Raw genomic sequence first — 26,082 nt, forward strand, 5'->3', positions numbered from 1 at the left:
TTGTAACCATTACTTTGTTTGTCAAAATTTTTTGCGTCGCTTTGATCGAATTTTAAAGTAGACTGTATTTCTTTTTTATTCCATTTATGAAAAGCAAACAATTCTGCATGGTTGCTTTTTGTTTTGATTTTCATTCTTTCATTTACTCTTAAATCAAGATCACTGGTATAAAAAATGTTATTGGAATTCTGAGCATAATACAAGGCAGTAAAAATGGAATTTTTGCCTTTAATCGTATAGCCTAGTCCAATTTTATCTACAATATCTTGGTATAAATAACCAGATCCAGAAGATTTAAAAGAATTCAATATTCTGCCGTAACCCGCGTTAAAACGTAAGTAGGTTTCTGGATAAACTTCGTAGTTTAAACTTGTGTTACTGTACTTATAAGTAAAATCTTTTTGGTTTTCGGCATAACTTCCTAAAACAAAAGCTTTATGATTTTTTGTTATTTGATACCCAATTTGCAATTCTCCGCCCAAATTTCTGTTGGTTATTTGAGATCTTGCGTCTAAAGTTCTGCTAAATTTTTCAGCACCAAAATTGGCTTTCACAGCGACAGATAAATGATTGGTAATATCTTTAGCAATACCACCGCTTAAGGCATAAACTTGATTGTCCCAATTGGCTTTTCTGGGAACATAAAAATAATGCGGACTAATAACTTCCTGCTCTTCGGCACGATCATCTGAAAGTACCCAGCCGAGATCTTTTTCCAGTATTTTTTTGATCGCCAAATCTCCAAACAACTTCCATTTCGATTTTGTTGTAAAATACCCTTGTGCTAAAAATTGATACGTATTGATTTCGTTGGCAATTTGTTTTCTTGCAAATTCATTTTGCTGATGTTCATACGAAACTTCAGTAAATGTAAAATCTTTAATATTTGAATTTGTGTAAGCAACCGGATACTTAAAAATCTGATTTTTGATTTGATTATCAATAAGATGATTTTGCACTTTTATGGTGTCTTGTGCATGGACAGTAAAAACGAAAGAAAACAACAAAAGAAGCAATGCCCAGAAATTCCAGGCATTACTTTTAATGTTTTGTATTTTAATTTTATTGATTTTCATTAAAGAAAATTTTAGTTGAATCCTCTTGGATTTGCTGTTACTTCTACGAAATCATTTGTAGAGTTGTTGGTATCCTGAAGCACAATTCTGCCGGCAATTGTAGTTTTAGTTTTTCTCATTACCGATTTTGAAGAATAAGCTCCAGAAGGAATGTAGGTATTTCCGCCATCAATTTGTGAAGGCAATTTTTTAGGAACTAAGTTTGAACCTAAATCTCTCGTAGTGTCAACACCATCAATTAAAACAGAAACTGGAATTTGAAGCGATTGGTTAGCATCTCCTTTAGGATTTTTGTATTTTTTCAAACCTGCAAATTCTGCATCTGTCATTTTGAAAATTACATAACTATGTCTTCCTAATGAATCAAAGATCATGTCGTTGTTGCTATTTCCCCAATAAGCAATATTTACATCTGGAACAGCAGGATTTTGAATGTCATATTGATACAAATCACCAGAATAATTTCCTAAGAATGATTCGAAGTCTGCTGTGCTTAAATCTACAGTCAACTCAGGGCTTACAATGCTAACGGTTTTACCATTATTGTCAACATAGTTTGCTTTATGGTTAATGGCATTTTGTGCAATTATGATACTTGTTCCAGGTTGCACAGGATATTGTGTACCACTTCCAGGAATTTTAATGATGTTTAATGCATAAACATAATCTGTATTTGCAGTACTACCACCTGTCATGCCTTCAGATTTACTCCAATCAAACTGTCCATTTGGTAAAGAGTAAGCCAAAACGGTAGTAGATGTAGATCCAGTCAACAAGGCTAAGTATAACCCATCTGCATACTGAACGGCATTAGAGTTGTTGTAGATTTCTATAAATTGATCTCTAAAAATAGCGCCTTTTTTAGTGTCAGATCCAGCGTAGTAAATTTGTTTAATTACGAAATCACCAACCTTAGAAGTTTTCATTTCTATGTTGCTTGCAAGCGCTGTTGCATTTACAACAACACTACTTTCTGCACCATTAAAATTAATTTCAGCTTCTGTTGGCGTGTAACCAAAAGTCTCTGTAAATTCAGCAGAGGCAATTACTTTTGTCGCAGTAATAGAGTAGGTTCCAGGTAAAATCTGTTTGAAAGTTGCTACACCGCTATCATCAGATTCTACGGTATATTTATTAGCAGTTTCTGTATTCACGATTGTAACACTTGCTTTTTTTACAACTTGACTGTTAAAAGTAACATCATATTTAAGAGAAACGCTAAAGTCAACTGGTTTTAATGCTTCACTTTCGTTATCATCATTGCTACAAGATTGAATTATTAATGCAAAAAGCAATATAAAAATAGAGAGTGTTTTTTTCATAGGTATATAGATTTAAAATTGATAATTAAGTCGGGTTCCAAACGAGAATTTTGCGTAGTAGTCATAAGCACTTTTAACGTTATTGCTCTCGAAATAAGGCTTCAGATTTAAAAAGTTGGTAGAATAAAATGAAACACTAAATCCGTTTAAGAAATCTTTAGATAGTCGCAGATGAAAGTTATGAAGCATGGTATCAAGCTTGTTTTGTGAGTCACTAATCGCACCGCGAATAATGTGTCCGTATTTTTGCGAATTTGTACGATCTGCTTCTGGAATTTCATGATATACCAATTGAGCATCTAAGTAACCATTTGGATAGTTACTCGTAGGAATATAGGAAGTACGCATAATAAAATGATCACTTCTTAGTGACAATAACAAACCTGCTTTCGGGATATGATAACTGAAGTTAAAACTAGCAGTAAAATTTTCATTTACAGTTGGCAAGGACGGATATACCCCATATCTTTCTGTTGATAAAAGATTTGTGGAGGCACTATATGTGACAGTTTTACTAAAATCTTTAGATCTCACATAACTTGCATTCACGCTGACGTCAAGATTAAGTGCCTTGATTTTTCTAAAATTTATTATCGTTTCAATACCCATATCTTCAGAATTGGTATTGTTTTGAATGGTGTTTGTTAGATAATATAAATTGTCGGTCCCAACAACCTCATAAGTTGGCATTTCTGTTCCGTTGGTAGTGATGTTTACTTTTGGTATTTCTTTAGAAACAGGAACCTGCTGGCCTGTAAAACCATTGGTCAGTTTGTTATAATATCCAGTCAGGTTTATATTAGCAAAAGGAAGATTGACATCTATACCGCCTTCTGTTTTGTACGATTTTGAAGGTTTTAAATTCAGGTTGTCGCCAGAAGTTACTACAGTTAAAATCCACGCTTTTTGGTAAACTCCAGGATTTACGTAAATTCCGTTACCTAACAGTCTGTCTAAATAACGATCTCCGGTATACAATTGATTAAGCGAAGGAGCTTTAGATGATAATCCAAATCCACCTCTTATTCTAACGGTTTTGTTGAAAGAATATGACGAGTTGATACGCGGTTGTAATGATATGTTGCCAGACTGGTTTTCATATCGCACTCCGTAATCAATATTTAAGATTTCGTCTTCTTTAAATTTTTTATATACTCGGTCTTCTAGGTAAGCAGAAAATTGAGTTTCAGTTCTCGTTCTATTAAAGTCATAATCTCTATAGCCAAGTTTAGTGTCGCCTCCATCATCAAGAACATAATAATTTAATAAACCTACGGCACTGCTTTTTCTTCCTTCTCCTTTGTTGGAACTTGATCTTCCTGATAGTCCAAATGACAAGCTGTGAATCCAATTGGCTTTATTGGTAATTGTTTTTGTGGTTTCAAGGTTCACGAAAGTTGAAATCGGAATTCCCTCTACTGTACTGATACTGGTATATTGCGATGGAAGAACAAAAGCTTCATGAATTCCTTCTTCTTTAGAGTCAGTTGCTGCTGTTAAAGCTCGATTGATCCATCTTTCTCTTCTGGAGAATTGTCTGTCATAAGAAAAGCCAGTATTTATATTGATACCGTCAAGCCATAGATTAGATGGTTTCCACATCAAATTATTAGAAACAGAAACTCCTTGTTTTTCATTTTTTACCACATCCGCAGCAATTTTATCCGGATCATGTTTTATATCATCAATATTAGATCTCAAAGATAGATTTAGGGTGTTTTTTACTTTAGAATATTTATCTGTAGTTTTCCATGCTAAACTTCCGCTGACACGTTGATAACTCATCAGATTATCTCTAGGATCTGCTTTAGAATCCAGAAAATTGACTCCAAAATTCATAGAGTTATTTTCATTTAGTTTAACTCCTTTCGTTAAATTCAATTCGCTTGTTGCATCTCTAATTGAAGCCGAAACTCTATACGGACTATTTCCAACTTTAGTTGTGATCAAAACAAGTCCTGAAGTTAAATCTCCATATTTTGCAGAAGGAATTCCTTGAATAACTTTTATCTCTTCAATGGTATTGGTTGAAATTTCCCTAAGATCAACACCCAAATTTGGATTACTGAATCTATTTTGACCTTTTCCAAAATCATTGCCTCCAGACAGTGTATTTGGACTGAGGGCCTGCATATTTTCATTATTTGAAATCGGAATGTCATTTATCATGAATGAAGTTCCAAAAGCCTTGGCATCTGTATGGATTGAAGCAGTTCTAAAAACAATGTTTTTATATTTATTAAGATCAAAAGTTGTGGTTGTTTGCCCGGGAAGCTGTTGTAGAACATCATCCAAAGAAAATGCCTGAACGTTATTTATGGCATTGGTTCCCAAAGTTAGTTCAGAATATTTACGTTCCTTATTGGCTGTAACCGTTACTTCTTTAAGATGCAGTGTGTTATCTTCCAAATAAACGGTAATGTTATTCTGCCCGTTATTAACAATTTGATTAATTTCTTTTTTTCCAAGAATAGAAAAATTTAATTCAATATCCTGAAAATAAGGAATGGTTATACTGAAATTCCCATCTTTATCAGAAATAGTCCAGTTTTCGGTTTTGGTATCACGAACAAAAACACCCGACAAAGATGTACCTGTTTCCTTCGATAAAACCTTACCGGAAATTGTTTTTTGAGCAAAAATTACTTGAGTAAATAAGAGGAGAATTGTAATAAAACGCATCTGTTTTTAATTAGAACGAATAAAAATAGCGATGCAAAAATATCAATAATTCTTTGTGAAGCAATATAAAATAAGGGATTTGTAAAATTGTGAAAGTCTTTTTTTGTGAGAAAATCAAATGAAATGACTTTCTAAATTAGGAAGTTAGTCCTTTGAAAAACAAGGAAATAATCTTTTTGTGTTTTTGTAAGAATAAAGGACAAGACTTTTTAACTTACGATGTAGGTTTGATGTATTCCAAAGCAAACTATTTCTTGTTAATTGAAAAGTCTTTTTTGTTTTTGGAACCGCTTTTTTGAGTTATTTCCATAAAAAAAGAGCCAGAAATAATTTTCCAGCTCTTTTAAATATTTAAGATAAATCTATTCTCTTTATTCTATATTCTATTCTCTAAAAACAATTAATCAAGAGATTCAGTCAATTTTCTGAAAACAGATTTTGCATCTTTTCCTTCGTATAAAACCGCATAAACCGCATCAATAATAGGCGTTTTTGCTCCGTAACCTTGATTTAATTTGTATGCACTTTTCGTTGCATAATAACCTTCGGCAACCATGCTCATTTCCATCATGGCACTTTTTACGGTATAACCTTTACCAATCATATTTCCGAACATTCTATTTCTTGAGAAAACCGAATATCCTGTAACCAATAAATCGCCTAAATAAGCTGAATCATTAATGTTACGTTTCATTTTATGTACTTTACGAATGAATTTCTTCATTTCGCGAATCGCATTACTCATCAAAACCGACTGGAAGTTGTCGCCATAACCTAAACCATGTGCAATTCCGGCAGCAATAGAGTAGATGTTTTTCAGCATCGCAGCATATTCCGTTCCGATGATGTCGTCTGAAATTTTGGCTTTAATATAATTTCCAGAAAGTGATTTTGCGACCGTTTTTGCTTTATCAGGATCACCACATGCAATCGTTAAGTACGAAAGTCTTTCCAAAGCTACTTCTTCAGCATGGCAAGGACCAGTAATTACTCCGATATTGTAATACGGAATATCGTATTGAATATGAAAATGTTCTCCAACAATCAAACTTGTCTCAGGAACAATTCCTTTAATGGCAGAAAAAATAATTTTATTAGATAAAGAAACCGTCATGTTTTGCAATTCGGCATCTAAGAAAGCAGAAGGAATAGCAAAAATAATGTAATCTGCATATTCAATTGCTTCGTTTATATTGCTGGTCAATTTAAGTTTGTTGATGTCAAATTCAACAGAGCTTAAATAATTAGGATTGTGTTTGTATTTCTGTATATGTTCGATTGCAGATTCATTACGCATGTACCACGCAATTTCGGAAAGATTAACGCATAACATTTTTGCAATTGCCGTTGCCCAGCTTCCTCCTCCAATTACTGCAAATTTTAACTTTTCGTTCATTATTTTATTAATTTAAAACAAAAGTACTTAATAATGTGCTAATAAAGCAAAATCTGTTTTAAGAAATTTGTCAAAGCCTCTCTGGATCGTTTTCTTTTAAAATAAAAGCGGTTGAATTTCAGAATATATTTTAGCTTTAAAGTTAAAAAATAGTATTTTTGAGAAATTTCGTTCAATTATGATAAATAAATATTTGACCCTTATTTTAGTTTTTACCACATTCTATTCTTCTTCCCAAACTATGGAACCACTTTATTTCGATGCCAATTGGAAAACTACTACAAAAGAAAATGCTTCTTTCTACAGAATTCAACCTTCAAAAAAATCAGGTAATTTAGTTTTAATAGAAGATTTCTACAGCAATAAAAAACCTCAGTTTCAGGCGTATGCTTTTCAGGATAATGAAGATGATTATGTGGGTGATGCGGTTTGGTTTGATGAGAATGGTTTCGATTCTTCATCGTATCAGTTTTATAACTTTTCTGCAGTTTCCAATCTGGTTTATTATTATCCAAATGGTAAAAAGTTTAAGTCTGTTCAATACAAAAACGGACGAAAAGATGGCGAAACTATTATTTACCATGAAGACGGAACAGTATTAATGAAAGGAAAATATGAAGCTGGAAAACCTGTAAGTGGTGATTTTGATGAAGTTGTAAATTGGGAGAATTATCAATTGAACAGAACAGATTCTAAAGCAGAAAAAGAAGAACCTCTTAGAACCATCGAAGGCGTAATTATTCGTGAAGAAACTTCAGAAGAAAAAAGAAAAATTGTAAAAAAGAAGATATTCTGGATAAACTCCAAACAAATTGCTCAGGAAATTTGGTATGATATTACAAACAGTTATATCGAGTCGTTTAAACAGATCAATTACGATAAGTCTGGAAAAATTTTGCAGGCGATTGATGAGAAAGATTATGTGCAATACAGTCGTGAGATTTCGAATGGAATTGTTTTCGATTATTACGTTCAGAATAAATTTGCTGTTGCAATCAAGTCGAAAACGAATTATAAAAATGGAGAGAAAAATGGTGAAGAAATTCAGTATTATCCCAATGGTAAAGTTTTAAAAGTTGGTCAATATTCTGAAGGAGAATTAGATGGAGATCAAATAGAATACAACGTTGATGGAAGTATAAAAGCCAAAAGAACTTATAAAAACGGACAACCTTTTGCAGGTAATTTTGATGAGAAATTTGCAAGCGATTTAAGTATCAATCAGAACTATGTTAATGGTTTAAAAGAAGGCGAATCGATTGTAAAAGACGAGTCTGGAAATATTGTTGCAAAAGGGATTTATAAAGAAAACAAACCGTTTAACGGAACATTTGTTATCAAAAATGAAAATGAACAAAACGAATTAATTAATGTTTCTGGCTACAAAAAAAACGGCGTACAAAAAATCTTTAATTATTATCTAGACGATCCTGTTATAACGTACACTATGGTAAACGATATTAAAAATGGCGAAACTGTTTTTTATGATAACAGAGAAGTGATTGCAAAGCTCGAATACAAAAATGACCTACCATACGAAGGAAATTTAATGGAAGCTAAAAAGAATACCATCTATAAAAAAGGAGAAGTCGCAGAAGAGATTTATTACAGAAGCGAATACGATAAAAAAGAAGAAAGCAATGTTGCAAAAACACTATATTTTGAAAACGGAAAACGATCAAAAATCGTCAATAAATCTTTTTTAATTACTTCAGATAAACAAGAGTTCTACACTGGAATTTATAAAAATGACCAACCTTTTTCAGGTTATTTTGCCACAGATTTTAACGAATTTAATCATGTCGATTATTATGAAAATGGAATTATCAAATACCAATATTCTAACAATTACTTAGAAAATCTTGAAAAATATGAGTATCCGAATTATGATATTAAATCGACTTATAAAGACGGAAAAATAATCGATGGTCCCGAATATATAAAACGAGACCGTCAGTTTATTACCAAAAATTGGAAAAATGGCGTCTTGAAAAGTTTTGACTTTGATGTTTTTGCCATGCATTATTTTAATCGATATCATTTTGAGTTAAAAAATAATGCGATTGAATTGGAAGAGTTTAGTAAAAAAATAAAAGGAAAAATTGTTTTAGAAAAAGTAAATAATAAAAACGTAGGCAAGTTTAGTATTAGTGGAAAATTACTTGCAACAAGTTCATCAGTAGAAGTTGATGAGACAATTCCATCAGAAATGGGTAGTATTTTATATTATCAAACAGCAACTAAAATCGAAGCCAAGTTGTTTAAATCAACAGATGAAAATGATGAAGAAAGAAGGTACACTGAAATTTTCAGTACTGTATTTAGTTCATATTTAGATCATAATAAAACTATTGAAGAAAATTTTAACCTGATTGCTACTAAAATCTCTTCAGAAAAAGATGTTGAATTATTATTTGGTAATGAACTCAAAGGAAATCTTATCGCAGGTTTAAGAATTGATGAAAACAAAAAACCAGAAATTGGAACTCTAATTCTAAAAAATAAAACCAATTTGTATGATTTAAAACTGTTTTACAAAGAGAAAGTTTTAGAAGAAAAAAAGAATGTGGATTTGAAAGATGTCAAAACAGAAATTGAAAAGCTGAATGAAATATTGAATGTAAAAATGAACGAAAGCTTTAAATAAAAAGCAGTTTTACGATTTCAATTTAAATCTTAAAAAAATATTTTTATCTACATACAATAAAATACAAAACGACACGTTGTAACTCTTTATAAATTAGAATTTTAATGAATTTAAAAAGATTTGAGTTAGTTAGTTTTGTTTTAGTATTTTAAAAAGGCGTTCCTATTTACATAAGAACGCCTTTTTTTAGTTTTCCGTCGCAGTCACAGTTTTCAGTGAGCTGCTAAACTGCAAACTGGCACTGAATACTGAGACTAGTAAGAAAGTTCCACAATAGATTTCACTTTATCTAAAGTCACTAGTTGATTTTCTCCTAAACCTTTCCAGCCTCTTTCATCAAAACGTTTTACGATGAAATCTGCTGTATTTGAATAGTCGTTTGTGTATTGAGAAAGTTTCGTATCCATTCCCATAGTATGGAAAAACTCAACGGTTTTGTTAATCGATTCTTTTGCTACTTCGTCATCAGAACCCGTTAAATTGAAGATTCTTCTTCCGTATTGCGCTAGTTTAGCTTTTTTAGTTTCAAACATAACAGTGTACAAACTTGGACCGATAATCGCCAAAGTTCTAGCGTGGTCAATTTCGTAAAGTGCAGTCAATTCGTGACCAATCATATGGGTTGCCCAATCGCTTGGAACTCCTTTTTGGATTAATCCGTTTAAAGCCATTGTACAGCTCCACATAAAGTTGGAAGCCAAAGTATAATCGGTTGGGTTTTTTACCACGCCTGGACCAACTTCAATTAAAGTTTGCAAAATTCCTTCGGCAATTCTATCCTGTAGAAAAGCATCTGTAGGATACGTTAAATATTGCTCCATAACGTGCGTGTAAGCATCTACAACACCGTTTTCTAATTGTCTTTTTGGTAAAGATGCAATTACAGTTGGATCACAAATAGAGAATTGAGGAAACAAAGCGCTTCCGCCAGAAGATAATTTTTCCTGAGTTGCTTCAATCGTTACGACATATCCAGAATTCATTTCGCTTCCTGTTGCTGGCAGCGTTAAAACGGTTCCGAATGGCAAAGCATTTTCTTTAATTAAAATTCTCTTTTGGAGAATATCTAATGGGTTTCCATCAAAATTTACGGCAGCCGAAATAAATTTCACACCATCAATCACTGATCCACCACCAACAGCCAGAATAAAATCGATTTTTTCTGCTTTAATCACATCAACCGCTTTCATCAAAGTTTCAAATCTCGGATTCGGTTCAATTCCACCAAATTCTATAATTTCAAAACCTTTCAGATTGTTGATTACTTGATCGTAAATTCCGTTTTTAAAGATACTTCCACCACCATAAGCCAAAAGTATTTTAGCATTTTTTGGAACTAAAGTCGAAAGTTTTTCAATTTGTCCTTTTCCGAAAACTAAGTTCGTCGGATTGTATAATTCAAAGTTTAGCATTTTTTTTTAAGGTTCTAAGATGCTAAGATTCTGAGGTTCTAAGTTTTTTATTGGAACGTAAAAATTCAGAAACTTAGCAATGTTTATTTATTTAATTTTTTTATTGACAGTGGATAAAGAGTAAGCTTTTAAGTTCCTAAGAGAAAAACCTCAGAACCTTAGTACCTAAGTCCCTCAGCACCTTTATTTCAACTCTTGCAACAATTTCGCTGCCACTAGTTTAGATGATGCCGGATTTTGACCTGTAATTAAAAGTCCATCAGCTACTGCGTAAGGTTGCCAGTTTGGTCCTTTAGAGAAAATTCCTCCGTTTGAAGCTAAAGCATCTTCCAATAAAAACGGAACCACTTTAGTTAAACCAACTGCTTCCTCTTCTTCATTAGTAAAACCCGTTATTTTTTTCCCTTTTACTAAATATTGTCCGTCGACTTTCACGTTTTTCAAAACGGCTGGAGCGTGACAAACAAAAGCTACAGGTTTATTATTTTTATAAAAAGATTCAATTAAAGCAATCGAACTTCTGTCTTCTACTAAATCCCAAAGCGGACCGTGACCACCTGGATAAAAAACAGCGTCGTAATCTTTTTGGTTAATTGTTGAAAGTTTCAAAGTGTTTTTTAATTTTTCCTGTAAAACTTTATCAGCATCAAAACGTTTGGTGTCTTCTGTTGCAGAAGCAGGATCGGCACTTTTTGGATCAATTGGCGGTTGTCCTCCTTTTGGAGAAGCAATTGTAATTTCAACTCCTTGATCTAATAATTCATAATATGGTGCAGCAAATTCTTCTGACCAGAATCCTGTTTTTTCTCCTGTATTGCCCAGTTTATCATTGCTGGTCACAACAAATAATACTTTTTTCATTTTCTTTTTATTTGATTTTTGAGCCTCAGCAGAAAAGCTTATGGCTGTAAATGCAGTTATTGCGAATAGTGCTATTTTCTTCATAAGATTAAATTTTCAACAAATTTACGGCTTATGTGATATCAGTAAAAATAAAATAAACTATGTTTGTTATAAAATAATTTATATCATGGTAAATCTAGAATGGTACAGAACATTTAAGGCGGTTTATAAAAATGGTAATTTTTCGGTCGCCGCAAAAGAGTTATTTATGAGTCAGCCGGCGGTGAGTCAGCAGATTTCTATGTTAGAAGCGCATGTTGGTAATAAATTGTTTAACCGAAAATCGAAAGGGGTTGAACCAACAGAATACGCTAAGTTACTGAATAATTTGATTATAGACGCGCTAGACAGGCTTGAAAGTGTTGAAACTAGTTTTAGATCCAAAGCCGAAGATGCGAATCGGTTAATTTCTGTTGGTATTTCAAAACATCTTTTTGGTTGTGTTGGCGATTTGCTTATTGCAAAGTTTGATTTAATTGATTTTACTTTTGCAGAAAACGATGAACTTTTCGCTTTGGTAGATGCTAAAAAATTAGATTTTGCCATTACCACCAAAAGATTCGACACTTTTGATACCACTTATGAAATCGTCGGAAAAATTAAACTGATATTGGTTGCACCGACTAGTTTAGATATAAGCGAATTCCGCCAGAAATTAAAATCAGATAATTTTACCGAAATAGAGCAATGGCTTAATGCACAGAAATGGTACAGCCATGATGCTCGTATTCCGCACATAAAGCTGTTTTGGTTGCATGCTTTTAATAAAAAGAGACCATCAATGGTACCCAATTATATTATTCCATCAGAATTTGAAATGTTAAGACTTTTATCTAAATATGATGGAATTGCAGCAACATGGAATTGCAATGCACGAAATTTTATTAAGAAAAACAAACTTCAATTAGTATGGAATAGTTTTCATGTCCCAGAAGAATTTGTGTACTTACTAACTCCAAAAAATAATAACGTAAACTCGTTTTTTGAGATTATTGCTAAAGAATTAAAACTGTTTTTCGGTAACAGATTATAGATTTTTACCCTTATTAAAACATCTGAAAATTCTTCTTTTTTTGCTTTGACCTTATTTTTTAAAAGAATATTTTTGAGTAATAAACCACTAAAATTTCCATTATGAAAAAGATTACAGCAGTTTTAATGTTTACAATGGCATTTTTCATCAGTATTTCTTGCAGTAAAAGTGAGGAAGAAAATATAGTAGATTGTTTTGGAGATTCTATTTTTACTGAATTAAAGCATCCTGCAGATGCTGCCAATTCAAAAAAGATTAATTTTTCAATTGAGTATTCTGGAGACGAAAGAACACTAAGCAATGTAAAATGGACTTTTGGAGATGGGCAAACTGCGACTGGTATAGCTGTATCACACACTTATAGTGCAGCAGGTTCTTATACAGTTAAAGCTGAAGTTACGACCAAGAAAGGAAATTCTTCAGAATGTTCACATGAGAAAAATAAAACGATAACGGTGAATTAGAAAACCGACAATATATTTTTTGAGAGTCAATTCTGTGATTTATGCTTGAGCATTCAATTACAGAATTGACTCTCATTCGTTATATTTGTTTGATATGATTTACGATTATGGAAAAATTACAAAATATTAGAATTGCGGTTGATGCTATTGTTTTTGGTTATAAAAACAACGGTTTATATGTGTTATTGATCGAACAAAAGTTTGGTTCTGCTGATAAATACTGGGCATTACCAGGAGGTTTGGTTCAGAATGAGGAATCGTTGAGCGATGCAGTAATTCGAGAATTGCATGAAGAAACCAATGTTCAGCTGAATTTCATGGAACAATTATACACTTTTGGAGATGATATTTTTAGAGATTCCAGAAATCGTGTAATTTCAGTAGCGTATTACGCTTTGGTCGATGCTTCAAACTTAGAAATTAAAGCCGATACCGATGCCGAAAGAGTACAATGGTTTAAAATTGATGAAATTCCGTCTTTGGCATTTGATCATAATTTAATTCTCAAAAAAGCCATTGCAAGATTAAAATCAAAACTAACTTACGAGCCTATTGGTTTCGATTTGCTTCCAGATGAATTTTTATTTTCGGATTTGGAAAACCTTTATTGTACCATTTTAGAAAAGGAAATCGATCGAAGAAACTTCAGAAAAAAAATATTGAGTTACGGAATTTTGGAACAAACCGATAAAATTGCTCCTGTAAAAAATGGTAGACCAGCAAAGCTTTTTAAGTTTAATAAAATGAAATACAATTCATTAGTTAAAGAAGGCTTTCACTTTGAAATAAAGTTTGCGTAATTTTTACACAAAATATATTGTTTATTTAAAATTAAATTCTACATTTGCGTATAATTAACGCAAACTAAAAAACTATGATACTAAATCTCGACCCAAAATTCGCTCCATTTCAAAATCAGGAAGAAATTAAATTTCAAAGTTTTACTTTCTCTGGAGGCGAGCCACACATTAAAATCGTTCCAGATTTTGATACCAACAGAAAAGTAACTATTACGCAAAGATTGAATTCATTCAACGATTTAGGTTTGTTGTGTATTACAGTAGACGCTTTACGCAGAATGGACGTTAAGATTATCGATCTTTTTATTCCGTATTTTCCAGCTGCAAGACAAGACCGCGTTATGATTCCGGGCGAGCCGTTGTCTGTAAAAGTATATGCTGATATTATTAATGCCATGCAATTGAACAAAGTGTTTGTTTTTGATGCGCATTCTGAAGTAACTCCGGCTTTATTGAACAATTGTACTGTAATTCCGAACTACAGTTTTATTCAGGAAGTGGTAAAAAGAGTGGGCGAAAACGTAAAACTGATTTCTCCAGACGGTGGTGCTTTAAAGAAAATCTACAAAGTATCTGAGTTTTTAGGCGGAGTTGAGGTTGTAGAATGCAGTAAAAGCCGTGATGTAAAAACCGGAAAATTATCTGGTTTCAAAGTCTACAATGATGATTTAGAAGGAATGGATTGTTTAATTGTAGATGATATCTGCGATGGAGGAGGAACTTTCGTAGGACTAGCAGAAGAATTAAAAAAGAAAAACGCAGGAAAATTATACTTGGCAGTAAGCCACGGAATTTTCAATAAAGGATTTGAAGTCTTAGATTGTTTCGACAAAATATTTACTACGAATTCTTTTAAAGACTTTGACGGCGAGAACGTCGAAGTCATAAAATTTGAATTATGAATAAAAATGAAAGAACAGAAATAGCAAATAAAACCTTAGAAATCATAAAGAATGGTTTTTATGATTATAAAGGAAAAAAGATTCCCGTAGAAAAAGAACTTGAAGAATCTATAAAAAATACGTTTACCATTGCACCAAACGATTGGGATGCAATTTTGAAAATACCAATTGAAAATAAGTTTGAAACAGAAATCGTTACGAAAAACTGTTCGACAATTGAAGCAATTATTCATGAAGAAAATGGTAAAATCGGTGTTTTGAATTTCGCTTCTGCGAAAAATCCAGGCGGTGGATTTCTAGGTGGCGCTTCGGCTCAGGAAGAAAGTTTGGCAAGATCTTCGAGTCTTTATGAAACGCAGACTAAAGACAAGACAATGTATGATTTTAATAGAAATCAGTCTTCGTTTTTGTATTCAGAATACATGATTTACAGTCCGAATGTTTTGTTTTGGAACGATGATAATGGAGATTATTTTGAAAAACCATTTGTTGTAGATGTGATTACAGCACCAGCACCAAACAAAGGCGCGATGTTGCAACACAACAGGAAAGATGAAATTGCTAAAACAGAGGAAGTTTTCAAAAAAAGAATGGATAAAGTATTAGCAATTGCAGCAAAACAAAATATTGAAACATTGATTTTGGGAGCTTGGGGATGCGGTGTTTTTAGAAATGAACCCAAAGATGTAGCACAATTATTTAAGGAAATTATCGCAGAAAGATATTCTGGCGCTTTCAAAAAAATAGTTTTTGCCATATTTAGTGCTTCTGATAAGAAACCAAATCTTAAGATTTTCGAAGATGCTTTTAATTAAGTAAAATGTTTCAAGTTTCAAGTTACTGCAGAGAACTTAAAACCTGAAACAAAGAAAACCTGAAAAAAAATCTATTAACCGTTTCAAGTCTAAACCAAATTTCAAGTCCATCAAATAACTTGAAACCTGAAACCTGAAACAAAAACAACCAATAAAAATTATGAGCGACGATTTAAAACCAAGATTTATTGAATCTTTAAAAAGAAACAATGATCAGATTAGAGAAGACAGAGCCAAAGTAATTGGTGAAGATTCTGAATTAATTTACAGAAGAAGAGTCGAGGATATCGAATTAAAAATTAAAAGACTCGAAAGAGAACAAGAAGGACTGATTGATATTAGTCCGTTGGATAAAAACAGTTTGACTTTCGCCGATTTTCAGCCAGAAGCCTTTGTTCAGAAAGACATGGAACTTTCGTTGACCATCAGAAATTTAAACATCCAGTTTGAAGTAACAAAAAAGAGATTTGAATATTTATTTGGTAAAAAATTCTAGTTATGGGAGGTACAAGATACGATATAGGCGCTCGTTTGAGCAGAGCAGAAGCAGCAGGTTACGGAAAAAAATCAGCTAGCGAGATATTTACACAGAATGCATTACATAAGGCTCATGAATCTATGAATCCAAACGGAGTGATTTTTAGAGAAGCAAGAGATTCTGATGTGCATCCAAACACAGTTCCAATCATTTTAGGATTAGATGTTACAGGAAGTATGGGACATATTCCACACGAATTAATAAAAGACGGACTTCCAAAATTAATGGGTGGAATTATTCAAGGAGGTGTTCCAGATCCGGCACTTTTATTCTTAGGAATCGGAGATCACGAATGCGACAGATTTCCGCTTCAAGTGGGACAGTTTGAATCTGGTGACGAAGAATTGGATATGTGGTTAACAAGAACGTACATCGAAGGCGGAGGCGGAGGAAACGCTGGAGAAAGTTATCTTTTAGCATGGTATTTTGCAGCATTTCACACTAAAACCGATGCTTTCGAAAAAAGAGGACAAAAAGGATTGTTGTTTACCGTTGGTGATGAACCAGGTTTAAAAACGCTTCCAGCTTCAGCAATCAAAGAAATTATGGGTCAAGGACAACAGACTTATACACATCTTGAATTATTAGCAGAAGCGCAAAAAAGATACGATGTATATCACATTAGTGTGTTGCATTCAGGACAAGCGATAAATGCAGATGTGGAATGGAAAGAATTGTTGGGACAAAATTGTTTATCTATCGAAGATCACAGAGAAATTCCAAACGTAATCAAAAAAATAATCTGTGATAAACATAAAAGTTCTGGTTTAGGATCAATACCAGTTTCTGATAAAAGCGATAACAATTTAGATAATATAGAAATGCTTTAATTTTTTAAACATATAGAAACATAGATTTTTCCTATATTATAAAAGAATAGAGAAAGAAACTAGTTTCTAACACATAGCTATGTGAATTGAAACAAGTGAAACACCTTTTTACGTTTCTTAAGTCTATGATTCTATGTGTTAAAAAATAATTGACCAACAGTTTAGTAAAATGAAAACAGCGAAAATAGTTATAGGTTTAGGATTTGGTGATGAAGGGAAAGGCATAACAACAGATTTTCTGGCAAAACAAAACCCTGAATCTATAGTTATTCGCTTTTCGGGAGGACAACAAGCCGCGCACACGGTTATGATTGACGATAGAAAACACGTGCATTCGAGTTTTGCTAGTGGAGCACTTCGCGGTCTTCCGTCTTATTACAGTGAGCATTGCACGATTCATCCTCTTTTTTTATTCAACGAAAGAGAAGAATTAAAAGAAAAAAACGCTAATCTGGATTTGTACATTCATCCTTTAGCAAAAGTTACCACTCCTTTTGATGTCTGGCACAACAGAGGAAATGTACGAAACATTGAAAACGGAACCTGCGGAAAAGGCATTGGTTCAACTATGAAAAGAAATGAAGGTCCGTATAAATTGTTTGCCATCGATTTGATTGCGCCTAGAGAAATGCTTTTAGAAAAACTAAACCAAATCGCCTATTACTATGGTTTTTCAAACGAAAGTGACATCGACGATGAAGTAGAGCAATATCTGGAAGCCATCGATAAAATACAATGGAATATTGTCGATTATACATTCCTTTCAAAATACGAAAATCTGATTTTTGAAGGCAGTCAGGGAATTTTACTCGACATGGATCACGGTGTTTTTCCGAATGTAACGTATGCCAATACCACTTCAAAAAATGCCATTGAAATTTGTAATAAACTAAAGATTGAAGATGTAGCGGTTTATTACGTAACCCGAAGTTATTCAACCCGCCACGGACATGGCTGGATGGCGAATGAAGGAGAAATTAAATTAAAAAACAACGAAGAAGAAACCTGTGTTTTTAATGAATACCAAAAACACTTACGTTTTGGAAATCTGAATTACGAACTTCTGAATTATGCTCTAAAACTCGATGCAGCCTACAGCCCAATGGCAAAACGAAATTTGGTTGTAACCTGTATGGATCAGCTGGAGCAGGATTATGAGTTTGAAAGTTTGACAACAGAATTCGATGAAATCTACGGATCATTTTCACCCGATTCAAAAGATTTCAAAAACATCACTTCTTTGTTTCAATAAAAAAGAGAAAACATGAAATACAATATAGATACTATAGCTCCAGAAAGTAAATTTTTGTTTTTCTGGGGACATCAGCCAAGTAAAGACGGAACGATTATTAAAACTTGTTTCAGTCAATGGTGGTTGAGTTCTTTTAAGGTGGATGGAATAACGTATAAAACGGCCGAACACTGGATGATGGCCAAGAAAGCAGAATTATTTAAGGATGAGGAAATTCTAGCAAAAATTATAGAATGCAAATCTCCAGCCGAAGCCAAAAAACTAGGCAGAAAGGTTAGAAATTACGATGATAAAATCTGGTTAGAAAACCGATTTGAAATCGTGAAACAAGGAAACTTTCACAAATTCAGTCAAAATCCTGATTTGAAGACTTTTTTAATAAATACGAATGAACGAGTAATTGTCGAAGCAAGTCCTGTAGATCCAATTTGGGGAATCGGAATGGCAGAAGATCACAAAGAAGCTTTAAATCCTGAAAAATGGAAAGGACTGAATCTTTTGGGTTTTGCTTTAATGGAAGTTAGGGATGAATTGAAATAATTAGATTATGAAAACGACAAGATTATATCGTCCAGTTGGTTTAAAAGAAATGGAATTAATCGCGGATTTGGATTACAATGCTTTTCCACCAAGGTTAGAATGGCAACCTATTTTTTATCCGGTAACCAATCAGCAATATGCAGATCAAATTGCTTTTGAATGGAATACCGTTGACGAATTCTCAGGTTTTATTGGAATTGTAACTGCGTTTGACGTTAACTCAGATTTTTTGAAAAAGTATGAAATTCAAAATGTAGGCGATAAAAACCATAACGAGCTTTGGATTCCTTCAGAAGATTTGAATGACTTCAATTCTAATATAATCGATGGTATTCAAATCGTAAATGTTCATTTTACAGAGCGTTCTTTGTTAAGTGACAACAAAGAACTTAATGAAAAACTAGATAGTTTTAGAAAATGACTTTAAAATTACAATGTTCCAGCGGAACATTTGGTCGGTAGAAAAAATAGCGATTAGTTGAATTTACGTTCCATAGGAACGTTTGATGAACACGGAGTAGAGAACCATAATTAGGTGTATTTAGAAAATGATTATAGAAATCATAAAAGGCGATATAACAGAAATAAAAGTCGATGCAATTGTAAATGCGGCAAATACTTCTTTGCTTGGCGGTGGCGGTGTTGATGGAGCAATTCATCGAAAAGGAGGAAAAGCAATTTTAGACGAATGTATTCAAATTCGCAACAAACAAGGAGGCTGTAAAACTGGTACTGCTGTTATAACAACAGCAGGAAATCTACCTTCAAAATATGTTATTCATACTGTTGGACCAGTTTGGAATGGTGATAAAGACGAAAAGTCAAAACTGCTAGCAGATTGTTATCAAAACAGTTTGATTCTAGCTATAGAAAACAAAATCAAAACAATTGCTTTTCCGAATATCAGTACAGGAATTTATCATTTTCCAAAAGATAAAGCAGCTGAAATTGCGTTAAAAGCGGTAAAAGATTTTGAAAGAATTTCTGAAATAGATAAAGTACTCTTTGTTTGCTTTGATGACGAAAATTATCAGATTTATAAAAGCATTCTTTAGTTGTTCCGTTAGGAACATATCGTCGGTAGAAAAAAAATCGATTAGTTGAATTTACGTTCCAGCGGAACGTCTGACCACCAAGAATTAATTAAAAACAAAACACAATCACGTTATTGTGTTCTAATAAAATGAAAATAGAATTAAAAAAATATAACGAGCAATTATCAGAATGGCCGAAATCCGGTTATCACATAATGGCTCAGTATGACGATGAAAAAATAATAGTTTATCAGTCATACCGAAAAGAAATAGGCGAATTTGCCGTAAAAAATCAGTTTTTTGGAGGGGCTTTCAGTCTTGACCGAATGACTTGGATCAAACCTAATTTTCTTTGGATGATGTACCGAAACGGCTGGGGAACAAAAGAAGGTCAAGAAGTTGTTCTGGCCATTCATTTGAAAAGAGAAGCATTCGAAAAATACCTTCAAAATGCCGTTTATTCTTCTTATGCAACAGAATTGGAAGTAAGTTACGAAGAATGGCAGTCGCAAGTAAAATCCTCTTCAGTACGATTACAGTGGGATCCAGATCATGATCCTTATGGAGGAAAATTAGAAAGAAGAGCCATTCAGATTGGTTTGCGAGACGAATTTACAAGATCTTATTCCAAAGGAGATGTATTGTTAATCGAAGATATTTCGGATTTTGTAAAAGAACAATACGAATTTGTTCAAAAGAAAGAATTGGAAAATCTGCTGATTCCGGCCGAGAAGCCTTTTCTTTTTAAAGATGAAAAATTGAATAAAAAATTAAAACTTATATAGAAAAGATGAATGAAAAAACAGCAAAAAGCGTCAGCAAATTTTTGAGCTTGGTGCTTAGACATTCGCCTGAAACTATCGGATTAAAATTAAACGAAAATGGATGGGCAGATGTAGAAGAATTAATTATAAAATGCAATAAAAGAGGACAACGTCTCGACGCTAAACTTTTGGATTACGTTGTAGAAAATAACGATAAAAAACGTTTTGCTTACAATGAAGATAAAACCAAAATCCGCGCAAGCCAAGGACATTCGATTTCGGTTGAATTAAATTTGGCAGAAACAGAACCTTCAGAATATTTGTATCACGGAACGGTTGGTAAATTCATGGAAAACATTCGCAAAGAGGGTTTGAAAAAAATGAGCCGTCAGCACGTACATTTAAGCAAAGACAAAGAAACGGCGACAAAAGTCGGAAGTAGAAGAGGAGTGCCACAGATTTTAACCGTTAGAAGCGGGGCGATGCACAGAGACGGATTTAAGTTTTATTTGTCAGAAAACAATGTCTGGCTGACAGATGAGGTTCCCGCAAAGTATATTGAGTTTGTTTCATAATAAAAAACGGGTTTAGACAAAAGACTTTCCAAGAAACAATTTTAGTAATTCCTAAATACATAATCATGTTAAATATCATTAATGAAGAAAAGGAAATTTATACCATCGATAATTTTCTAACTGTTGAAGAGTGTAATGATTTAATAGAAAGAAGTGAGCAAATTGGCTTTGAAGAAGCTGAGGTAAATGTTGATGGCGCTCAAAAAATGATGAAAATGGTACGCAATAACGAACGTATCATGTATCAGGATGATGAATATGCCTCTTTGTTATGGCAGAAATTGGAACCTTATGTTAAACCTGAAGTAGGAAATAGTAAAGCCATCGGATTAAACGAAATGTTCCGATTTTATAAATACAATCCGAGTCAGCGTTTTAAAATGCATCTTGACGGAAGTTATAAACGCAATGAATCTGAATTCAGTTATTACACATTTATGATTTATTTGAATGATGGATTTGAAGGCGGAGAAACAAAATTTGCTTCGGGTGAAATCATCCAACCCAAAACAGGATCAGCTCTTATTTTTGAACATAAACAACGACATGAAGGAGCCTCTTTGATTTCGGGAATAAAATATGTTTTAAGAAGCGATATTATGTATAAACTTAAAGAGAGTATCTAATTCATGAAAAGAACTTTAGTTTTTGGAGATATTCACGGAGGATTAAAGGCGCTGGTTCAGTTACTGGAGCGAGTTGCTGTATCTCAAAACGACCGACTGATTTTCTTAGGAGATTATGTAGACGGTTGGAGCGAATCGGCACAGGTTATTGAATTTCTTATGGAGTTGTCTCAAAAACAGGAATGTATTTTTATAAAAGGAAATCACGATGCCTGGTGTCAGGAATGGTTAGAAAAAGATATCATAAATGATATTTGGTTTCTGCACGGCGGAAAATCGACTATAGAAAGTTATCGGAATATCGAGCTTTCGCGAAAGCGACAACATTTGGAATTCTTTAGTCAAATGAAAGATTATTTCGTAGACGAAAACAATAACCTTTTCATTCACGCCGGATTTTCATCCATGCACGGACCAGCAAAAGAACATTACCAAACTAATTTTTCGTGGGACAGGACGTTGTGGGAAATGGCGCTGACAATGGACAAGCGAATCAAAAAAGATTCACTTTTATATCCAAAAAGATTGTTGCTTTACAATGAAATTTATATCGGGCACACGCCAACTTTAAATTATGATGTAGAAATCCCAATGCAGGGCTGTAATGTATGGAATGTAGATACTGGTGCGGCTTTTTATGGGAAATTAACCTGTATGGAGGTTGAAACAAAAGAATTTTGGCAAAGTGATGTTGTGCAGACATTTTATCCAGATGAAAAAGGAAGAAATAAATGATGAAGAATAAAATAGAATCAGCTTTATTTGGTGTTGCCGTTGGTGATGCTTTAGGTGTTCCTTATGAATTTCTTTCGAGAAATCAGATGAAGAAATTCCCTGCTGTTGAGATGATTGGATATGGAACACACAACCAGCCAGCAGGAACTTGGTCCGATGACAGCTCATTGACTTTTTGTCTTGCAGAAACATTAGCAGAAAAATATGATCTGCAAAAACTCGCCAATCGTTTTGTGAATTGGAAAGAATATAGTTATTGGACGCCACACGGTGAGGTGTTTGATATTGGTATTGCAACTTCTATTGCTATTCATGAATTGCATTGTGGGAAAGATCCTGTGCTTGCCGGAGGCGATACAGAAGAAAGTAATGGGAATGGTTCTCTAATGCGAATTTTACCATTGCTTTTTTATATCAAAGATATGCCGATAGACCAGCGATATCAGCATGTAAAAGAAGTATCGTCGCTTACACATCGTCATGTTCGTTCTGTAATAGCTTGTTTTATTTATCTAGAATATGCTTTACAGTTATACAACGGAAAAAGTAAAGATGATGCTCTGAAAGAAATGCAGGAAATTGTAAAATCGTTTTTAGAAAATCCAAATATGCCTCAATCAGAGATTGACCGTTTTCACCGAATACTTTCTTTTAAAGTTGGAGACTATGATGTTCAACCGATAGAATCTCTTTCTGAATCCGAAATATTCTCTTCTGGTTATGTATTGAATACGTTGGAAGCGTCTATTTGGTGCATTCTTCAAACCGATAATTATAAAGATGCGGTATTGAAAGCTGTTAATCTTGGAAGCGATACTGATACAACTGGTGCTGTGGCAGGTGGATTGGCTGGAATTTATTATGGAATGGAAAATATACCAGCAAAATGGATTGATAGTTTGGCAAGATCTAATGATATAAAAGATTTAGCGAATAGATTGTCGAAGAAATTATCACAGTCATGACTGAAGAGAAAAATCAAGATACTGATTGGGTTGAGGTATTTAAAATACTTAATATAATCAAGTCCAAAATTAGCCAGGAAACAGATTTATTATGGACCAATTATAATTCGGCAGAAGAATTAATTGCCGAAATAAATATAATTGATAATTTGGTGCGAGAAAAAAACAGAAAAGGATTAGAGGCTTTAGAATATTTATTTGCGCCAACCGGAACTTTGCAGGAAATCTCGATGCAGAATGACTGGATTCAGGAATATTTGAATTTGTCTTCGAAATTTGATACTTTGTACGAAAATTTAAAATAATACCATAAAATATATGAACCCACTACTATTAACCGACGGTTACAAAGTTGACCACAGAAGACAATATCCAGACGGAACTACAATTGTATATTCTAACTGGACACCAAGAAAATCAAGAATTGAAACTGTTGATGAAGTGATCTTTTTCGGACTGCAGTATTTCATCAAAAAATATATCATTCACGACTTTGAAGAAGAATTCTTTAAAAAGCCAAAAGAAGAAGTAATCAAAAAGTATTCTCGCAGAATCAATAATTATTTAGGTGAAAATCTTGTAGGCATTAAACACATCGAAGATTTACACGATTTAGGATATATTCCGATGGTATTTAAAGCTTTGCCAGAGGGTGCGAGCGTTCCGTTGAGAGTGCCAATGTTTACAATGTACAATACGATTCCAGAATTTTTCTGGTTGACAAATTATTTCGAAACATTACTTTCTGCAGTAGTTTGGTTGCCTTGTAACTCAGCTACAATTGCAAAAGAATACAGAAAAGTATTAGACAAATATGCGACAGAAACTTCTTCTGTTCCAGAATTTGTAGATTGGCAAGCACACGATTTCTCAATGAGAGGAATGGGCGGTATCGAAGCAGCTTTAACTTCTGCAGCTGGACATTTATTAAGTTTCACAGGTTCTGATACGATTCCAGCAATTGATTTCTTAGAAGAATACTATAATTCCAATTCAGATCAAGAATTGGTTGCGGGTTCAGTAGCAGCAACAGAACATTCTGTAATGTGTATGGGAACTACAGAAGGTGAGTACGAAACTTTCAAAAGATTAATTACAGAAGTGTATCCAAAAGGAATTGTTTCTATCGTTTCTGATACTTGGGATTTATGGAAAGTTTTAACGGATTATCTTCCAAGATTAAAAGATGAAATCGTTTCTAGAGAAGGTAAAGTCGTAATTCGCCCTGATAGCGGTGATCCAGTAGATATCATCTGCGGAAATCCAAACGGAAAAACAGAACAAGAGAAAAAAGGAGTTATCGAATTGCTTTGGGATGTTTTTGGCGGAACTACAAATGCGAAAGGATTCAAGGAATTGGTTCCGCAAATCGGAGCAATTTATGGAGACAGTATTACCGTGGCAAGAGCAACTCAAATCTGCGAAAGATTAAAAGCTAAAGGATTTGCTTCTACCAATGTTGTTTTAGGAATTGGATCTTTCACGTATCAATATAATACCAGAGATACTTTCGGATTTGCGATGAAAGCAACTTACGGAGAAGTAAACGGAGAGGGAAGAGCCATCTTCAAAGATCCGATTACAGATGACGGAACTAAAAAATCTGCTAAAGGATTGATGAAAATCGATCTAATCGACGGGAAGTATCATTTAACAGATAATGTTTCTTGGGAAGAAGAAAAACAAGGCGAATTGAAGGAAGTTTTCAGAGATGGAAAACTTTTAGTTGATCAATCGTTGAGCGAAATCAGAACAAGAGTAAAAAGTGAAGTAAACGTTGAAGCATAACATCAAAGTTTAGAACGCATTTATAATCAAGTCCCAGAGGGACGACATATTTATAGCAAATTGGATAAGATCGATTTTTAAGAAAGCCCCGGCGGGGTGATATATTTCGCTCCGCTGGAGCTCTGGATTGGAGGGTAAATGTTTTTTTCTATAAATATTTAGCTCCGCTGGAGCTTTTAGAATAAGATTTTTAATCACGAAAACCTTTGTCAAAGTTTTAAACTTTGACAAAGGTTTTTTCGTTGTTGTTGTAATTCAATTGCCTCCAGTTTTAACTGGAGGTGAAAAATATTGATTTGTACATCGGCTTTAGCCAAAATTGCAATGTTTGGCTAAAACCACCTGTTTGTGAAAATAAAAAAACCTCCAGTTAAAACTGGAGGCAATTCAAATTTTTTACTTCTTATAAAAATTATTATGATCAATGTATTCCCAAACTTTTGGAGGAAGTAAAGGTTGGATATTTTTTCCTTCTTTAATATTATTTCGAATAAAAGTCGAAGAAATCTCTACAATCGGCGCATCAATTACATGAATTTTTGGATGCGCTTTTAATTCCATATTTTCAGGTTCGTCAGAAATTCGCGGATATACATAAATATCATGATTTTCAAGAATTACATCATAGTTTTTCCATTTATGAAGCGTTTTCAGATTGTCTTCGCCCATAATTAACGAAAACTCATGATTTGGATATTTGTCTTGTAGATGAGCGAGCGTGATAACGGTATAACTCGGCTGAGGTAATTTAAACTCGATATCAGACGGTTTTATTTTCGGATAATCTTCTGTTGCCAGAAAAACCATTTGCAAGCGCTGTTGATCGTCTAATAAAGTCGCTTTCTTCTTTAACGGATTATGAGGTGTAACCACCATCCAAATCTGATCTAAATCGGCATATTCTGCCATATGATTGGCGATGATTAAATGACCAACGTGTATAGGATTATAAGTTCCGAAATAAAGACCTATTTTCATTTTGT

The 26,082-nt window shown here is 33.5% G+C and carries 26 protein-coding genes; 19 read left to right on the top strand and 7 right to left on the bottom strand.

Going from position 1 to position 26,082, the window contains the following annotated elements; genetic code table 11:
* From VGE71_RS22155 to VGE71_RS22170, 4 genes are all read right to left on the bottom strand, one after another.
* Positions 1-1,076, bottom strand: a 1,076-nt coding sequence (locus VGE71_RS22155; protein ID WP_331140271.1) for a DUF6850 family outer membrane beta-barrel protein, incomplete at its 3' end; no start/stop codon positions are given.
* An 11-nt stretch (positions 1,077-1,087) separates the two neighbouring features.
* Positions 1,088-2,398 (bottom strand): DUF4876 domain-containing protein, encoded by a 1,311-nt coding sequence (locus VGE71_RS22160; protein ID WP_331140272.1) that lies wholly within the window; start codon positions 2,396-2,398, stop codon positions 1,088-1,090.
* Between the two features lie 12 nt (positions 2,399-2,410).
* Complete coding sequence (locus VGE71_RS22165; RefSeq protein WP_331140273.1) at positions 2,411-5,080, bottom strand: TonB-dependent receptor; 2,670 nt, start codon at positions 5,078-5,080, stop codon at positions 2,411-2,413.
* 400 nt (positions 5,081-5,480) lie between these two features.
* The gene (locus tag VGE71_RS22170) at positions 5,481-6,476 is read right to left on the bottom strand and encodes an NAD(P)H-dependent glycerol-3-phosphate dehydrogenase (RefSeq protein WP_331140274.1); all 996 of its coding nucleotides are present in this window, start codon (positions 6,474-6,476) and stop codon (positions 5,481-5,483) included.
* A 241-nt stretch (positions 6,477-6,717) separates the two neighbouring features.
* Between VGE71_RS22170 and VGE71_RS22175 the strand changes: the two genes are divergently transcribed.
* Positions 6,718-9,123: a hypothetical protein gene (locus tag VGE71_RS22175; protein ID WP_331140275.1), complete on the top strand. Its 2,406-nt coding sequence runs from the start codon at positions 6,718-6,720 to the stop codon at positions 9,121-9,123.
* A gap of 254 nt (positions 9,124-9,377) precedes the next feature.
* Here the strand turns inward: VGE71_RS22175 and VGE71_RS22180 are convergent, their stop codons facing one another.
* Positions 9,378-10,535 carry an iron-containing alcohol dehydrogenase gene (locus VGE71_RS22180; protein ID WP_331140276.1) on the bottom strand — a complete coding sequence of 386 codons (1,158 nt, stop codon included), beginning with the start codon at positions 10,533-10,535 and terminating at the stop codon, positions 9,378-9,380.
* A gap of 183 nt (positions 10,536-10,718) precedes the next feature.
* On the bottom strand, positions 10,719-11,480 hold the full coding sequence (locus tag VGE71_RS22185; protein ID WP_331140277.1) for a type 1 glutamine amidotransferase domain-containing protein: 762 nt from the start codon (positions 11,478-11,480) through the stop codon (positions 10,719-10,721).
* An 85-nt stretch (positions 11,481-11,565) separates the two neighbouring features.
* Here VGE71_RS22185 and VGE71_RS22190 point away from each other — a divergent pair, with 85 nt between their 5' ends.
* From VGE71_RS22190 to VGE71_RS22275, 18 genes are all read left to right on the top strand, one after another.
* The gene (locus tag VGE71_RS22190; protein WP_331140278.1) at positions 11,566-12,471 is read left to right on the top strand and encodes a LysR family transcriptional regulator; all 906 of its coding nucleotides are present in this window, start codon (positions 11,566-11,568) and stop codon (positions 12,469-12,471) included.
* 101 nt (positions 12,472-12,572) lie between these two features.
* Positions 12,573-12,935, top strand: a complete 363-nt coding sequence (locus VGE71_RS22195) for a PKD domain-containing protein (RefSeq protein WP_144216890.1) — start codon at positions 12,573-12,575, stop codon at positions 12,933-12,935.
* Positions 12,936-13,042: 107 nt separating this feature from the next.
* The gene (locus VGE71_RS22200; RefSeq protein WP_331140279.1) at positions 13,043-13,735 is read left to right on the top strand and encodes an NUDIX hydrolase; all 693 of its coding nucleotides are present in this window, start codon (positions 13,043-13,045) and stop codon (positions 13,733-13,735) included.
* Positions 13,736-13,809: 74 nt separating this feature from the next.
* Complete coding sequence (prs, locus tag VGE71_RS22205; RefSeq protein ID WP_331140280.1) at positions 13,810-14,637, top strand: ribose-phosphate diphosphokinase; 828 nt, start codon at positions 13,810-13,812, stop codon at positions 14,635-14,637.
* The gene (locus VGE71_RS22210; RefSeq protein WP_331140281.1) at positions 14,634-15,452 is read left to right on the top strand and encodes a TIGR02452 family protein; all 819 of its coding nucleotides are present in this window, start codon (positions 14,634-14,636) and stop codon (positions 15,450-15,452) included. The genes prs and VGE71_RS22210 overlap by 4 nt, the downstream gene beginning before the upstream one ends.
* 160 nt (positions 15,453-15,612) lie before the next feature.
* Entirely contained in the window at positions 15,613-15,948 is a 336-nt protein-coding gene (locus VGE71_RS22215) for a hypothetical protein (RefSeq protein WP_144216898.1), read from the top strand.
* A 2-nt stretch (positions 15,949-15,950) separates the two neighbouring features.
* A complete protein-coding gene (locus VGE71_RS22220; RefSeq protein ID WP_331140282.1) occupies positions 15,951-16,820 on the top strand; it encodes a hypothetical protein in 870 nt (289 codons plus the stop codon).
* A 169-nt stretch (positions 16,821-16,989) separates the two neighbouring features.
* Positions 16,990-18,072, top strand: a complete 1,083-nt coding sequence (locus VGE71_RS22225) for an adenylosuccinate synthetase (protein WP_331140283.1) — start codon at positions 16,990-16,992, stop codon at positions 18,070-18,072.
* Between the two features lie 12 nt (positions 18,073-18,084).
* Positions 18,085-18,612: an NADAR family protein gene (locus tag VGE71_RS22230; RefSeq protein WP_331140284.1), complete on the top strand. Its 528-nt coding sequence runs from the start codon at positions 18,085-18,087 to the stop codon at positions 18,610-18,612.
* A 7-nt stretch (positions 18,613-18,619) separates the two neighbouring features.
* Complete coding sequence (locus VGE71_RS22235) at positions 18,620-19,033, top strand: ADP-ribosylation/crystallin J1 (RefSeq protein ID WP_331140285.1); 414 nt, start codon at positions 18,620-18,622, stop codon at positions 19,031-19,033.
* A 127-nt stretch (positions 19,034-19,160) separates the two neighbouring features.
* Complete coding sequence (locus tag VGE71_RS22240; RefSeq protein ID WP_331140286.1) at positions 19,161-19,667, top strand: O-acetyl-ADP-ribose deacetylase; 507 nt, start codon at positions 19,161-19,163, stop codon at positions 19,665-19,667.
* 128 nt (positions 19,668-19,795) lie between these two features.
* Complete coding sequence (locus tag VGE71_RS22245) at positions 19,796-20,431, top strand: DUF4291 domain-containing protein (RefSeq protein WP_331140287.1); 636 nt, start codon at positions 19,796-19,798, stop codon at positions 20,429-20,431.
* A 5-nt stretch (positions 20,432-20,436) separates the two neighbouring features.
* Complete coding sequence (locus VGE71_RS22250) at positions 20,437-20,985, top strand: RNA 2'-phosphotransferase (protein WP_331140288.1); 549 nt, start codon at positions 20,437-20,439, stop codon at positions 20,983-20,985.
* Positions 20,986-21,050: 65 nt separating this feature from the next.
* Positions 21,051-21,611: a 2OG-Fe(II) oxygenase gene (locus VGE71_RS22255; RefSeq protein ID WP_331140289.1), complete on the top strand. Its 561-nt coding sequence runs from the start codon at positions 21,051-21,053 to the stop codon at positions 21,609-21,611.
* A 3-nt stretch (positions 21,612-21,614) separates the two neighbouring features.
* Positions 21,615-22,346 (top strand): metallophosphoesterase family protein, encoded by a 732-nt coding sequence (locus VGE71_RS22260; protein WP_331140290.1) that lies wholly within the window; start codon positions 21,615-21,617, stop codon positions 22,344-22,346.
* Entirely contained in the window at positions 22,343-23,311 is a 969-nt protein-coding gene (locus VGE71_RS22265) for an ADP-ribosylglycohydrolase family protein (RefSeq protein ID WP_331140291.1), read from the top strand. Before VGE71_RS22260 ends, VGE71_RS22265 begins: the two co-directional genes overlap by 4 nt.
* Positions 23,308-23,616: a hypothetical protein gene (locus tag VGE71_RS22270; protein ID WP_331140292.1), complete on the top strand. Its 309-nt coding sequence runs from the start codon at positions 23,308-23,310 to the stop codon at positions 23,614-23,616. The genes VGE71_RS22265 and VGE71_RS22270 overlap by 4 nt, the downstream gene beginning before the upstream one ends.
* A gap of 13 nt (positions 23,617-23,629) precedes the next feature.
* On the top strand, positions 23,630-25,099 hold the full coding sequence (locus VGE71_RS22275; RefSeq protein ID WP_331140293.1) for a nicotinate phosphoribosyltransferase: 1,470 nt from the start codon (positions 23,630-23,632) through the stop codon (positions 25,097-25,099).
* 396 nt (positions 25,100-25,495) lie between these two features.
* Here the strand turns inward: VGE71_RS22275 and nadD are convergent, their stop codons facing one another.
* The gene (gene nadD / locus VGE71_RS22280) at positions 25,496-26,077 is read right to left on the bottom strand and encodes a nicotinate (nicotinamide) nucleotide adenylyltransferase (RefSeq protein WP_331140294.1); all 582 of its coding nucleotides are present in this window, start codon (positions 26,075-26,077) and stop codon (positions 25,496-25,498) included.
* Positions 26,078-26,082: the final 5 nt, after the last annotated feature.

The organism is Flavobacterium sp. (assembly GCF_036405015.1).
Taxonomy (GTDB): Bacteria; Bacteroidota; Bacteroidia; order Flavobacteriales; family Flavobacteriaceae; genus Flavobacterium.

Bases quoted from the DNA above. Each gene is read 5' to 3' on its own strand.
- VGE71_RS22240 (WP_331140286.1), top strand. From the start codon at position 19,161: ATGATTATAGAAATCATAAAAGGCGATATAACAGAAATAAAAGTCGAT.
- VGE71_RS22180 (WP_331140276.1), bottom strand. From the start codon at position 10,535: ATGCTAAACTTTGAATTATACAATCCGACGAACTTAGTTTTCGGAAAA.
- VGE71_RS22230 (WP_331140284.1), top strand. From the start codon at position 18,085: ATGAAATACAATATAGATACTATAGCTCCAGAAAGTAAATTTTTGTTT.
- VGE71_RS22235 (WP_331140285.1), top strand. From the start codon at position 18,620: ATGAAAACGACAAGATTATATCGTCCAGTTGGTTTAAAAGAAATGGAA.
- VGE71_RS22270 (WP_331140292.1), top strand. From the start codon at position 23,308: ATGACTGAAGAGAAAAATCAAGATACTGATTGGGTTGAGGTATTTAAA.
- VGE71_RS22175 (WP_331140275.1), top strand. From the start codon at position 6,718: ATGGAACCACTTTATTTCGATGCCAATTGGAAAACTACTACAAAAGAA.
- prs (WP_331140280.1), top strand. From the start codon at position 13,810: ATGATACTAAATCTCGACCCAAAATTCGCTCCATTTCAAAATCAGGAA.
- VGE71_RS22215 (WP_144216898.1), top strand. From the start codon at position 15,613: ATGAGCGACGATTTAAAACCAAGATTTATTGAATCTTTAAAAAGAAAC.
- VGE71_RS22255 (WP_331140289.1), top strand. From the start codon at position 21,051: ATGTTAAATATCATTAATGAAGAAAAGGAAATTTATACCATCGATAAT.
- VGE71_RS22245 (WP_331140287.1), top strand. From the start codon at position 19,796: ATGAAAATAGAATTAAAAAAATATAACGAGCAATTATCAGAATGGCCG.
- VGE71_RS22220 (WP_331140282.1), top strand. From the start codon at position 15,951: ATGGGAGGTACAAGATACGATATAGGCGCTCGTTTGAGCAGAGCAGAA.
- VGE71_RS22160 (WP_331140272.1), bottom strand. From the start codon at position 2,398: ATGAAAAAAACACTCTCTATTTTTATATTGCTTTTTGCATTAATAATT.
- VGE71_RS22165 (WP_331140273.1), bottom strand. From the start codon at position 5,080: ATGCGTTTTATTACAATTCTCCTCTTATTTACTCAAGTAATTTTTGCT.
- VGE71_RS22200 (WP_331140279.1), top strand. From the start codon at position 13,043: ATGGAAAAATTACAAAATATTAGAATTGCGGTTGATGCTATTGTTTTT.
- VGE71_RS22225 (WP_331140283.1), top strand. From the start codon at position 16,990: ATGAAAACAGCGAAAATAGTTATAGGTTTAGGATTTGGTGATGAAGGG.
- VGE71_RS22195 (WP_144216890.1), top strand. From the start codon at position 12,573: ATGAAAAAGATTACAGCAGTTTTAATGTTTACAATGGCATTTTTCATC.
- VGE71_RS22265 (WP_331140291.1), top strand. From the start codon at position 22,343: ATGATGAAGAATAAAATAGAATCAGCTTTATTTGGTGTTGCCGTTGGT.
- VGE71_RS22275 (WP_331140293.1), top strand. From the start codon at position 23,630: ATGAACCCACTACTATTAACCGACGGTTACAAAGTTGACCACAGAAGA.
- VGE71_RS22190 (WP_331140278.1), top strand. From the start codon at position 11,566: ATGGTAAATCTAGAATGGTACAGAACATTTAAGGCGGTTTATAAAAAT.
- VGE71_RS22185 (WP_331140277.1), bottom strand. From the start codon at position 11,480: ATGAAGAAAATAGCACTATTCGCAATAACTGCATTTACAGCCATAAGC.
- VGE71_RS22260 (WP_331140290.1), top strand. From the start codon at position 21,615: ATGAAAAGAACTTTAGTTTTTGGAGATATTCACGGAGGATTAAAGGCG.
- VGE71_RS22210 (WP_331140281.1), top strand. From the start codon at position 14,634: ATGAATAAAAATGAAAGAACAGAAATAGCAAATAAAACCTTAGAAATC.
- VGE71_RS22250 (WP_331140288.1), top strand. From the start codon at position 20,437: ATGAATGAAAAAACAGCAAAAAGCGTCAGCAAATTTTTGAGCTTGGTG.
- nadD (WP_331140294.1), bottom strand. From the start codon at position 26,077: ATGAAAATAGGTCTTTATTTCGGAACTTATAATCCTATACACGTTGGT.
- VGE71_RS22170 (WP_331140274.1), bottom strand. From the start codon at position 6,476: ATGAACGAAAAGTTAAAATTTGCAGTAATTGGAGGAGGAAGCTGGGCA.